General features: G+C 42.2%; 11 protein-coding genes. 9 read left to right on the top strand and 2 right to left on the bottom strand.

Features of this window, described 5'->3' with window-relative positions:
* Nucleotides 1-304 precede the first annotated feature (304 nt).
* The 7 genes from FTU79_RS11855 to FTU79_RS11825 all read left to right on the top strand — a co-directional run bounded on the left by FTU79_RS11855 (nt 305) and on the right by FTU79_RS11825 (nt 5,458).
* Nucleotides 305-1,261 carry a VacJ family lipoprotein gene (locus tag FTU79_RS11855; protein WP_180009657.1) on the top strand — a complete coding sequence of 319 codons (957 nt, stop codon included), beginning with the start codon at nt 305-307 and terminating at the stop codon, nt 1,259-1,261.
* Nucleotides 1,262-1,359: 98 nt separating this feature from the next.
* The gene (gene gigA / locus FTU79_RS11850) at nt 1,360-2,328 is read left to right on the top strand and encodes an RsbU family protein phosphatase GigA (RefSeq protein WP_180005046.1); all 969 of its coding nucleotides are present in this window, start codon (nt 1,360-1,362) and stop codon (nt 2,326-2,328) included.
* A gap of 112 nt (nt 2,329-2,440) precedes the next feature.
* Entirely contained in the window at nt 2,441-2,959 is a 519-nt protein-coding gene (gene gigB, locus FTU79_RS11845; RefSeq protein ID WP_078189558.1) for an anti-anti-sigma factor GigB, read from the top strand.
* A gap of 32 nt (nt 2,960-2,991) precedes the next feature.
* The gene (locus FTU79_RS11840; protein WP_180050216.1) at nt 2,992-3,816 is read left to right on the top strand and encodes a carbon-nitrogen hydrolase family protein; all 825 of its coding nucleotides are present in this window, start codon (nt 2,992-2,994) and stop codon (nt 3,814-3,816) included.
* Nucleotides 3,817-3,911: 95 nt separating this feature from the next.
* Complete coding sequence (locus FTU79_RS11835) at nt 3,912-4,337, top strand: organic hydroperoxide resistance protein (protein WP_111884709.1); 426 nt, start codon at nt 3,912-3,914, stop codon at nt 4,335-4,337.
* A gap of 202 nt (nt 4,338-4,539) precedes the next feature.
* Nucleotides 4,540-4,932, top strand: a complete 393-nt coding sequence (locus FTU79_RS11830) for a DUF4951 domain-containing protein (protein WP_180050213.1) — start codon at nt 4,540-4,542, stop codon at nt 4,930-4,932.
* A 175-nt stretch (nt 4,933-5,107) separates the two neighbouring features.
* Nucleotides 5,108-5,458, top strand: a complete 351-nt coding sequence (locus tag FTU79_RS11825) for a hypothetical protein (RefSeq protein ID WP_180050210.1) — start codon at nt 5,108-5,110, stop codon at nt 5,456-5,458.
* A 56-nt stretch (nt 5,459-5,514) separates the two neighbouring features.
* On the opposite strand, the gene gspE is transcribed toward FTU79_RS11825, so the two are convergent.
* Nucleotides 5,515-7,002 (bottom strand): type II secretion system ATPase GspE, encoded by a 1,488-nt coding sequence (gene gspE, locus FTU79_RS11820; RefSeq protein ID WP_180050207.1) that lies wholly within the window; start codon nt 7,000-7,002, stop codon nt 5,515-5,517.
* A gap of 100 nt (nt 7,003-7,102) precedes the next feature.
* Between gspE and FTU79_RS11815 the strand changes: the two genes are divergently transcribed.
* Nucleotides 7,103-7,924 carry a hypothetical protein gene (locus FTU79_RS11815; RefSeq protein ID WP_180050205.1) on the top strand — a complete coding sequence of 274 codons (822 nt, stop codon included), beginning with the start codon at nt 7,103-7,105 and terminating at the stop codon, nt 7,922-7,924.
* Nucleotides 7,925-7,933: 9 nt separating this feature from the next.
* Nucleotides 7,934-8,857, top strand: coding sequence for a mechanosensitive ion channel family protein (locus tag FTU79_RS11810; protein ID WP_180050202.1), 924 nt, complete (start codon nt 7,934-7,936; stop codon nt 8,855-8,857).
* 121 nt (nt 8,858-8,978) lie between these two features.
* On the opposite strand, the gene FTU79_RS11805 is transcribed toward FTU79_RS11810, so the two are convergent.
* Nucleotides 8,979-11,765: a DUF2339 domain-containing protein gene (locus tag FTU79_RS11805; protein WP_180050227.1), complete on the bottom strand. Its 2,787-nt coding sequence runs from the start codon at nt 11,763-11,765 to the stop codon at nt 8,979-8,981.
* Between the last annotated feature and the right edge of the window lie 3 nt (nt 11,766-11,768).

Raw genomic sequence — 11,768 nt, 5'->3', positions numbered from 1 at the left:
GGTAATTCAAATTATTTTTAAACTTTTTTCTAAAACCCAACTTAATCAATTCAACCAAGTCATTGTTTTATCAGAAGTTTTAATCTTCATCACCGCCGATGGATGTGCATTCTACAGCATTTCACATCCGTTGCAACACCTTTTTTAAAATAATTATTTTGAGCGCACATTTTTCACTCAAATTACATTTTTTCATTCATATTTTGATCAAATTTGGTTTAATAGTAATAAATCAGGATTATTTGAACGTTTTTACTTATTATACGGCAAACATTTTGCCGTGCTAAAAGCGTCAGGACTATATATGCGCCAAACTTCTTTTTTATATGCAGGATTATTGTCACTTGTCGTAACAACACCTGTATTTGCAAATGACGAGTCTTCAGCACCTGTTGCTCAAGACTCAGAAGCTGCCAATAAATCAAAAACACAACAACTTGCGCATGCGGCGATGGTCAAGTCATCTGAAGTTGCAAAAAAATTATCTGTAAATGCAAATGCAGCACAATCAGAAGAAGATAAAGACCCTTTCCAACCGATCAACCGGAAAGTTTACGCATTTAATGATTATTTAGATGTCCACATTGCCCGCCCTGCTGCTGTGCAATATGTAGCAAAAACTCCAAAGGATATTCGTGAATCTTATCGTTTATTCCGTAAAAATTTGGGCGAACCTTGGAATGCATTTAACCAACTCATCCAAGGACGACCGACACGTGCCGCAAAAAGTCTGGGGCGTTTTACTGTTAATACACTGACAACTTTAGGCTTTGCTGACCCTGCAAGCCGTCTAGGTCTAGAAACAGAAGATGAAAACTTTGGCGCGACTTTAGGATATTACGGTATTCCTTCTGGTCCTTATATTGTTCTACCAGTGCTTGGTCCAAGCACATTGCGCCAAACCGTCGGTCTAGCTGTAGATAGTCAAGGACGTCCACAGAAATATATGCTTGATGGTCATGATGTGGCGTATTGGTCTGAGCAAACTTTACGTGGAATCGATACTCGCGCTCAATTACTGGATATCGAAGGTGTATTGCAAGGCGATAAATACGCTCAAATTCGTGACATCTATTTGCAACGCCTGAACTATTCTATTGCCGAGAAAAAAGGTATTGCTGAAGAAAACTTATTTATTGATGAAGAAGATGACGATATTGATGAATCTGAAGATAATTCAACAGATGTTTCAACTGATGATTCTACCGATTTCATTGATGATAGCAGTTCAGATGATACCGACACGGTAACAACTGAATAAATAAAATTTTTCAATTGGCTGGTGTGGTTTTTCCCTCCAGCCATCATTAGCTTGCTATAGTACACTTATTGTCTATCGAAGGATTCATCTAATTCTTTATGTATTTCATTCAACCTACTCGTGATATTCCATATTTAGATCAGGTACTTGATGCGCTTCCTAGCGTACAAATGATTAACATTGAAGATCTAGACTTGTATGATCCAACGATCATTGCAATTGCTGATGTTGCTGACTTTTTAAATCACCAATGGACACTTCCCACCATTGTGCTCGCTTTTGAGCATGAGGGCGCTGCATTGGCTCAAGCTTGGCAACAAGGCGCTTTAGCAGGATGGGTTTGGGATCATATTCCAACTAACCTCCAAGCAGCACTCACTAAAATTGATGCGCAATACAAACGCAATCAAGACAGCCGCGACCTCCCTTCTGCTGCAGATTTGCAAAAACGCTTACTGCCAAATCCAATCGAACTCCACAATTATAAAGTTGAAACATTCTTCCAACCTTCTGCTTATTTATCGGGTGATTGGTACGATTACTGGAAAATCAGCGATAAAGAAATCATGTTTTATCTTGCAGATGTATCTGGTCATGGGGTAACGAGTAGTTTACTGACCTCATGGATGGCTGCTTTCCACGGTCGTTCAAAAACCCCGAGAGAACTCATCAAAAAGCTCAATGGCATGCTGGTTCAAGAAAATATTGAAAAGCACATTACCATGATTGCTGGGATACTCAATCTCGATACGCATGTCTTGAAATGGTCTAGTGCAGGGCATTATCCGCCGGCCATTTTATTTGAACCCGGTCTTCCTGCGCGAATTTTAAATACCAGCAGCTTCCCACTCGGCTTAACTGAAGACCTAGAAGTGGAAGAGTTTGAATTTACCTTAAATCGTTATTCGCGCTTTGTAATTTGCTCGGATGGCGCACTTGAACCTTTTGACGGTGGATTGAATGAACAGCTAGGTCAATTGGTTTATCACTTGCAAAATCAATCATTTCAAGCACCAGACCATGTTGCTGACGATATTGCCATCCTAAGTTTACGTCGAATCAATTAATCACGAAATCAATTACTTAAACCGAATACGACTTTCTGATCATACTCGGCTACTTGAGTAAGCTGTGCCCCTATGGGATAATTTACTATCCTTCTCTGCAAATGGCATTTATATGTCAACAGGTCATGTTGAATATGCAAGCTTGAACGGAACGCATATTTTTAAGCTTATTGGCGAAGTGCGTGCCCAATCTTGTATTAGTCTAGACAAGTTATTAAACAAAATTGAACAGCAACAAAATGTCGTCGGTGCAATCGTTGATTTAACCCAAACGACATTTATCGATAGTACTGTTCTTGGCATTTTGGCGAAACTGGGTTTGAAGCTCAAACAAGTTCACCATATCCAAGCGGTAATGTTGTCTACAAACTCTGATATCACAACGCTTGCCAATAGCATGGGTTTAGGTCAAGTGTTTGTTATTTTGAATTATTGTGGTGATCCAAGTGTATGCACTCGCGCACTTATGGAAGAACACATTACCCATAGCAATATGCTGAATACGGTTTTAGATGCACACAAAACGCTGATGAAACTAAATGATAGCAACCAAAATATGTTTGAGCCTTTGGTCAAACAACTGCAAAAAGAGCAGGACAATCTAGAGCAACCCAAGCAGCAAAATGTCTAATTTAGGTTAATCACAGCAGAGACCCTCTTCGCATGACTTTACTTTCCATTGCTCAAATGAATTCTCAAAATGACATTGAAGATAACTTCAAAGTGATCGAGTCATTGATGCAACAAAGTCAGGCTCAAGGTGCGAGTCTCATTGTATTTCCTGAAAATTTTGTCTGCTTTGCCGCAGGTAAACAACGCGAAACCGCGGCGCAATTTGAAAGTATTCAGCAGCGACTAGAAAAACTCGCACATCGTTATCAACTTTGGATTGTTGCGGGCACACTCCCATGCCCTTATCGTCCAGATGGTTCAATCATTCAAGATGGCCGTGTCCGTACTGTTAGCCTGTGTATCAGCCCTGAACGTACCGAAGCACGTTATGACAAAATTCATTTATTTGATGTGCAAGTTGGTGACGCTGTCGGTGGCTATCAAGAATCAAAATTCTTTGAACCTGGTACTGAAACCGCAGTTGCAACAACACCTTTTGGCAATATTGGCCTGATGGTGTGCTACGACTTGCGCTTTCCTGAACTGGCTTTGAAACTTCGTAGCCAAGGTGCAAACATTTTAACGGCGCCTGCAGCTTTTACTTATACCACGGGTGAAGTGCACTGGCAGCTCTTACTGCAAGCCCGTGCTATGGATAGTCAATGTGCTGTATTAGGTGCCGCACAACAAGGCTGGCATGGTGAAAAGCGTCAAACTTGGGGTCATGCTGGAGCAAGCAACAGCCGTGGTCAAATTTTAGCAATCACCGCAGAAGAAGGCGCTCAACTACTCACAGTTCCTTTTGACTTAGACGAGCAGCAACAGATTCGCGCATCAATGCCACTGATGCAGCACCGTGTTTTGGTTCAATATTGATTTTCACTCTGTATAAAATTACAAAAAAACTGAATATTATTTAAACAAAATCCCCCACGATATGATTTTGAACCATCATCTGAGGGATTAGAAAAATGACTTTAGAAAAAGCAGTTTATACAGCCCATGCAAAAGCCACTGGTGGTCGTGATGGTCGTGCAACGACATCCGATGGTCATTTAGATGTTCAATTGGCTGTGCCTAAAATTATGGGGGGTACAGGTAATGGTACGAATCCTGAACAACTCTTCGCCGCTGGTTATTCAGCCTGTTTTTTAGGTGCAATGAAATTTGTGTCTAACCGAGATAAAATTTCGATTACCCCTGCTGCCTACGTCGAGGGTGATGTTGGTATCGGCCCTATTCCAACAGGATTTGGTATCGAAGTGACGCTTAATATTCATCTTGAGGGTATGGATGCAAGCGAGGCACAGAAATTGGTCGATGCTGCACATATTGTGTGCCCCTATTCAAATGCGACCCGAAACAATATTAATGTTACTTTAAATGTTTTGACTTAAATCCATTTGTACCTATCTATACAAAGCACTGTTTTAATTCTTATAAAATAGTGCTTTGAGCTTTTTTTACTTCTACACATCTACAGCTGAGCTCAAAATAAAATCTTATCCATTTCCAATACATTTAAATATTCATATTCAGTTGCCAAAACCTTGCTAAAATATATAACGATTCTTATTTACATTCATTTATTGATCTATGATGCTTAAACCTCTCCTTATCAGTACATTGCTAATCAGCGCATCCACACTAAGTTTTGCCGAATTAACCCTATCTGAAAAAGTCCGTCCTCAGATTAAATCCTTGGTCAATCCAGATATTCAACGTCTTGCGCTACCACCAACACCGAACAACATGTCTTTACCTGCCTATGGTCAAGGCATCATTGGTTGGGGTACAGGCTCAGAAGGTGCTGCAGCACGCTTAGCCAATATCAGCAAAGCCGACGTTGAAAAGCTTAAAACTCAAGATGTCACTTTAGAGATGGTTCAAACTTGGCAAAAGTTTTATGAAAATGAAACGCAGCGCAATGCAGGTAACCCAACCGCGCCCATTCGTGCTGAATTGATGAAGAAAATTGTCAGTTTGTGGTAAGTAAAAAACCGTACAGCCCATATTTTTGGGCTGTTTTTAGTTCAAATTAGAAATAAAAAATCTTGAGACATTCGATAGAAAGATTAATGAATAAAATTAAAAAAAATGTTTAATATTCAAACTATAATTAACTATACATCCATAAAAAAATTAAAATCATTTTCAGGACTTTACAATGAAAATATACTTTTCGATGCTTTTTCTAAGCTTGGCCTTAGCCGCATGTAGCCAAACACCTGCACCTGATTTTTCAGGGGAATGGAAACAAACACCTGACACGGAGAGCCTACGCAAACTTTCAATTAGCAAACAAGGCGATGACTATCAAATTAAAGACGAATTTTGGCTCGATAAAAATAATACTGAGCGCACTTCTAGTGCTTCATCCGGTATGGCCGAAGTGAATAATGATGTTCTGAAATATAAAGAGAGTAATAGCATTGAAATGAAACTCAGTGATGCAACTCACCTCACTCTGACAGACAAAGCATATGATGCTGTAATTCATTTTGAAAAGATTAATTAAAGCAAAGCCCCGAATCATTACACAGGCTTCGGGGCTTTATTTATATTTCACACCGACTATTCAGCCGCTTCATTCGTCACTCTGAGCACTTCTTCAATGGTGGTTTTACCTGCCAAAACTTTACGCAATCCATCATCACGTATTGAACCCGCATTTGCACGGACATGATTTTCTAACTCAAACTCAGCAGCATTACCATGGATGAGGCGACGTGTTTGCTCATCAATCGGGACGATTTCATAAATTGCGGTACGCCCTGTAAATCCAGTATGCGAGCATTGTTCACAGCCTTTAGGTTGTGGCAATTTTAATTCGGTCGAGGCATCGAGATGCCTAAATAAGTCTTTTTCAAAATCATCGGCATCATGCCAAGTCGCACAGTGACGGCACAAGGTTCGAACCAAACGCTGTGCCACCACACCGATCAATGAGCTAGAAAGTAGAAAGGGTTCAATCCCCATGTCTTTAAGACGGGTCACTGCACCGATTGCTGTATTGGTATGCAGCGTTGAAAGTACCAAATGGCCTGTTAATGACGCTTGTACTGCAATTTCAGCAGTTTCTAAATCACGAATCTCCCCGACCATCACCACATCTGGGTCTTGTCGAAGCATGGCTTTTAATGCACGAGCAAAGGTCATATCCACTTTGGTATTGACCTGCGTCTGCCCGATCCCTTCAAGTTGATACTCAATTGGATCTTCAGCGGTCAAAATATTTTTTGAGCCATCATTTAAATCAGACAATGCCGCATATAAGGTTGTGGTTTTACCCGAACCCGTTGGTCCCGTAACCAAAATAATGCCATGCGGACGATGCACCAGTTGTTTCAGTCGATCATAGTCATGTTGCATCAAGCCCAAATGGGTCATATTTAAACGCCCAGCTTGCTTATCGAGTAAACGCATCACTACACGCTCACCATAGGAAGACGGTAAGGTTGATACACGAACATCGACTTCACGGCCCGCCAAACGCAGTGAAATACGACCATCTTGTGGAATTCGCTTTTCTGCAATATCGAGTTTGGCCATGACTTTGATCCGTGACACCAACAGTGGCGCAAGCTCACGACGTGGCTGGACAATTTCACGTAACTGACCATCGACACGTAAGCGGACAGACAGCTTTTTTTCAAAAGATTCGATATGAATATCTGAAGCACCGACACGGATCGCTTCAGACAATAAGGCATTGATTAAGCGTACAATCGGTGCATCATCCTCCTGATCCATCAGATCTTCAGCTTCTGGCACAGAGTCTGCAAGGCTGAGTAAATCAGGATGATCTTCCAGACCCGCTGCCACTTGTTGAGACTCACCGGTGTCTCCGGCAAAGCTTGCACTGAGTAATTGATTAAACTCTTGCTCACTACATAATTGATATTGTGCAGGATGCCCTAAAAAGCGACGTGCTTCTTGTAAAGCCAGTAGTGGCGTGCTGTCACGACGCACAATAAAAGCTTGATCACCCTCATATCGAAGCAATACGCCATGACGTTTGGCAAAACTATATGGTATTTGTAATTGTTTAAGTACTTGCATCACGCATTATAATGATGAAAAAAGTTGTTTTGAGTGTACTCTAAGCATCTGACAGCGTGAAGTCTGTTTTTAGGATTTATCAGGACAAGGGATATACGCATTGCCATTAGAAAATGATTTGACTGAAAAGGAATCCCCAAAACGTAAATGGTGGGGGGAATATCAATTTGAACTGAATCACCCGCGCAGTTGGCAGTTTGGGTCTTTATTGTTCCGTGTAACGCGCGGCATGCAAGAGTGGCGTATGGAATACCATCGCCCGACCTTTCAGTTTGACTATGAGCAGCAATGGCATCCGATACAAGACCCTGAATTTGGTTTTCCACAGCCCATTAAAATGGAACGCTATATGTTCCGCCAAACACATGACAAAATTCAAATCATGCCACGTTTGGCCGATCGGTCTGTGGTGATTAAACCAGTCGATCCGATTTATATTCCAGCTGGACAGCGCGGAACGCTATATATCAGCACACCGCTTTGGATTGCTGGTTTTGTCGAAGGTCTTAGAGAACCTTTGTTTGATATACCTGCGATTCTACCAAAAGATACCTGGTTTGGTCCGAACCATCGAATGGGCGAAATTTGCTATGCCACAGCAGTTGATGGTCGTACAGAACTTAAACAACTCAAACCGCGTGCTTTTCGTGCAGTAACCCCTATTGAGTTTCATAACGTGAGTAATCAACAGATTCGCTTTGACCGTATGAATGTCCCTGTACCGGCTTTGCCATTATTTTATAGTGAAAGTACAGGACGTTTATGGACTTCACAAATTCGAGTCGTGCATGAAGGTCATGACAAACCGCCGCGGGTCAAAATTGAAAACCGTACACCGCCACAAGCAGGTGACGTAATTTATCTGCATCCGCCACGCGAGTCAGCCAATGTGCTGTTCAATATGTTTGATTCATTTTTCTAACGGTGAGCCATGGCAGATTTAAATATTTCGACAGAAATTACCAGCAGCCTAAAAGGAATGGTCGCCAATCTCAATACTGATCGGCTGACAGAATTATTGGTGGCTGTTTTATTGGCAGTCATCGGCTTTCTGATTGCACGTTTTATCTCAAACACCTTTATCCGCACTGTGGGTATGCGTTTCAATGCTCATCAGCAGTTGGTTTGGCGTCGCGGGATTTTCTATTTCATCTTTTTAATCTTTGTGATGGCCAGTTTAAAAGAAGCCGGCTTTAAACTCAGCGTCTTCTTGGGTGCAGCAGGTATTTTAACGGTCGCACTGGGTTTTGCCTCGCAAACGTCCGCATCCAACCTGATCAGCGGGATGTTCTTGATCGGTGAAGGGTCTTTTGAGGTTGGTGATACCATTCAATTGACACTGATTCGCGGGCATACCATTGAAGGTGAAGTAATCTCGATTGATTTACTGTCGGTCAAATTACTCACGCAGGACAATGTCTATGTCCGTTTGCCGAATGAACAACTGATTCGGGCACCTGTACATAACCTGTCTAAGTTTCCAATACGGCGCATTCCAATTACCCTTGCAATTAACTTTCATGAAGACATCATCAAAGTCCGTGAAGTTTTATTAGATGCCGTCAGTAAATATCCATTGGTCTTGGCCGATCCTAAACCTGCCGTGACCGTCACTGCCTTTCGTGAATCTTCCATTGAGCTGCTTTTTGCTATTTGGTGTCAAAGAGAGAATTTCCTAAAAGTCCGTGATGAAATGCAGGAACGGATTCGCAATGCCTTTGTAGAAAATAAAATTGAAATTCCTGTACCGAAAATGGGTTTTGTTGACCACCCGCTTTCTACGCAAGCAAGCAATGCCGACGTCGATCAATATGCCAATGCACAAGAGATCCAACGAGAACCTCAACTCAAATAATGGTTTATAGACTTGATATGAAAAGCCCTGCATATCTTCAAATGTGCAGGGTTTTTTTATCATCTACTATTATAGCCATCGACCTGTACAGCTTAGTGATTTCGTACCTTTAAGAACTTCATCATGGCTCAATCTTGTCATTCGGCATGGGGGCAATATAAGCAATCAAAAGCATGGCAAAACCTGCCGCCATAAACGAAATCACTCGCATGAGTGTGCCGACATGAGATAAATCCAGCAAGACCAATTTCAACGTCACCAAGACCAAAATACTGCCGCCGAGCAGCCAAACTGAACGTAATTGGCGCTGAGTGGCAAAGCGCATACTCACCAAAGCCAATAACACCCACAGCACAGTAAAACTCAGCTGAATGGTCTCATCGCTCCAAATGTCTAAACTGTTATAAGGCGTATCCAGATACCTATGTAAGGCACGAAGCACGACATAGCTACTTAACCAAAGTAGCCCAAGGACACTCAACACGGCAGCCAAGCTACGATCTAAACCAGCTTTTAACTGTTGATTCAACATCCATAAAAAAGCCGCTAACAACAGCAAACTCACAGCATCAAAAGGATTTAATATGGGCAAGATATATCCCACAAAGGCCTGCTGACTAAATAATTGCGAACTAATGATCCAACTCAAAGCCAAAAACAAACTGCTACGCGCTTGCCAAAACATTTTCCAGACCGGTTGCTGCGCTTGCCAATAACACCATGCACAAAAGAGTAGCGGTAAAATCACCACACTGATATACGGCATACTGGGTATCAGCGTCAGACTGGTCCACGCCAAGCTACTCAAAATTCCGAGACTGACCCATTCTTTTTCTTCACGCACACCGAATAATGGTCTTAGCCAAAGCAGCGTCAAGCCCAGCCCAGCGAATGCAAAATAAATCTGCTCCATCGTTGAATGCCAAATTAATTGACCGTTCTCACTCACTGAAATAACTTGGTACAGCCCCATCACATAAACAGGCACTAGACCCGTCCACTTAATGATGGACCAACTCCACGAAGCGTTTCGCTTTAACAAGCCTTCATTCACCACCAGATAGGCCACACTGACGATCAATAGACTCAAGGCCAATTGATGACTACTCTGCAGCCGATCTAAGAGCAACATGATGAACATGGTGGTTGCTGAGAGCATTTGCACACATTGAAAGGCAATACTCGAACTTGAAAGCTGTTTATGAAATGCAGGAACAGCATGCGTCACGATAATGGCCGCCAAATAGCTCAAACACACGCCCCAATACATCTGTGCAGGGAAATGTGGCAGTTGAACCAAATAATACAGACTTGAACAACCCGCCATCACCAAGAGCGCCATGCCTAAATAACGGCTGATATTGGACTGCTTGTATAGGGCATATATAAATATCAACGCACCTTCAACTGCCCAACCAACCACACTCCACTGCTCTTTCAATACTATCGGTGGAATCAATGCCAAGAATATTAAGGTCAAACTCAAATAACTTTGTGCAATCAGTGGGATCACAGCACTACGTTTACTGATGCTATACAGTGCGGCAAAAAGCGCCGCGAATAGCAAGCTATACCCCGCCTGCCATACGGTTTCCTCAAAATACATCAAATACAATGCCAGATAAGCAAGCACTGGCGAAGCAAATATCAGTGCAATATCCAAGGCTGGTTTGAGCTGAAAATGCGCAAGATCCTGTTTTGCCAATAACTGACTAAAACGAAAACCGAGCCAAATAAAAATCGCAGCGTGAGCTAAAACCAACACGCTCATCATCTGACGTTCGGTGGTGTATCCGTGGTAAAAAGCATATCCACCACCCATAATCACCGTCATCAAAAATGCGATTTGATTCAGATATTTCCACGGTCTTAAAGTACTCATGACTGCAACAGCCAGATTAATTACAAGATAATAGGCAATAAATTCCGTTGCAGTTGCATCACGAACAGGCAAGGTAAATGGCGCAAGATAGGCGATCAGCATTGCCATAATTGCCAGTTCTACCGACTGTTGTTTCAGACTGAGCCAAATCGTCAATGCCATAAGTGCAGCATACAGTAGACAAGCTATGCCAAAGCCCGGAATCACGGCATTGTAATAGGCAAAAAATAAAGTCAAAAACAGCGCTGCAAGACCTAGACCTTCTAGAGCCAAGGCAAAACTGCGGTTTTTGGTTTGCAGCCAAAAACCCAGTCCGACAACACCAGCACTGCTCAAACTCACAATCAGCAATTTCATGGCCAAGCTTAGTTGCCAATGCTCTGTGGCAAATCTAAGTAATAACACCACGCCGATCACCAAGACCAATACCGCCACTTTTAACACGGGATTGCCTTGGAAAAGCCATTGCTGAATTTGACTAGATAGATTTGGCGCAGACTTGGATGGTGTATTAGAAGGCATTGAATTGAATGATGCCTGATGTCTAGCTTTACCAACTGCCGTCGCGGGATGTACAGATGGTGTATCGTTAGAATCAAAATTTTCAGGACGGTCTATTGTCGACGCTGATATTGAAGTAGCCGTTTGGCTGGATTGCGAATGAAGCACCTGTCCTTGCAATAGATGCAGTTGACGTTCTAATCGTTTCAGCCAACGCAGAAAAAAATAGACCCACAGGCTAATCCCAATCGCAACCAAGTATCCCAGTTCTGTTAACACTCCAACGACCGTTAATAACGATGCAATATATAACGGAACCTTTGATGCCACTTGAAATGATTGTTTTGATGAGCTCAGTGCATCAGCGCCGTGCTGTAAATCATCGACATAATTCATCACACTGAGCATAAAACCAATGCCGCTGATATAACTCAGGATACGGAGGTCTAAGTACCATGCCCCGATCCCCACCATAATCAGCGACATCAACCAAATCATCTTGATTTCATTATTCTGTTTCAGCATACC

The organism is Acinetobacter sp. YH12144 (genome assembly GCF_013418345.1).
Taxonomy (GTDB): domain Bacteria; phylum Pseudomonadota; class Gammaproteobacteria; order Pseudomonadales; family Moraxellaceae; genus Acinetobacter; species Acinetobacter amyesii.
This window is presented reverse-complemented; position numbering and strand designations above follow the sequence as displayed.

What these genes read in the sequence shown, in the direction of transcription:
- gigA (WP_180005046.1), top strand. Translation starts at nt 1,360, where the DNA reads ATGTATTTCATTCAACCTACTCGTGATATTCCATATTTAGATCAGGTA.
- FTU79_RS11825 (WP_180050210.1), top strand. Translation starts at nt 5,108, where the DNA reads ATGAAAATATACTTTTCGATGCTTTTTCTAAGCTTGGCCTTAGCCGCA.
- gigB (WP_078189558.1), top strand. Translation starts at nt 2,441, where the DNA reads ATGTCAACAGGTCATGTTGAATATGCAAGCTTGAACGGAACGCATATT.
- FTU79_RS11840 (WP_180050216.1), top strand. Translation starts at nt 2,992, where the DNA reads ATGACTTTACTTTCCATTGCTCAAATGAATTCTCAAAATGACATTGAA.
- FTU79_RS11810 (WP_180050202.1), top strand. Translation starts at nt 7,934, where the DNA reads ATGGCAGATTTAAATATTTCGACAGAAATTACCAGCAGCCTAAAAGGA.
- FTU79_RS11835 (WP_111884709.1), top strand. Translation starts at nt 3,912, where the DNA reads ATGACTTTAGAAAAAGCAGTTTATACAGCCCATGCAAAAGCCACTGGT.
- FTU79_RS11805 (WP_180050227.1), bottom strand. Translation starts at nt 11,765, where the DNA reads ATGCTGAAACAGAATAATGAAATCAAGATGATTTGGTTGATGTCGCTG.
- gspE (WP_180050207.1), bottom strand. Translation starts at nt 7,002, where the DNA reads ATGCAAGTACTTAAACAATTACAAATACCATATAGTTTTGCCAAACGT.
- FTU79_RS11855 (WP_180009657.1), top strand. Translation starts at nt 305, where the DNA reads ATGCGCCAAACTTCTTTTTTATATGCAGGATTATTGTCACTTGTCGTA.
- FTU79_RS11830 (WP_180050213.1), top strand. Translation starts at nt 4,540, where the DNA reads ATGCTTAAACCTCTCCTTATCAGTACATTGCTAATCAGCGCATCCACA.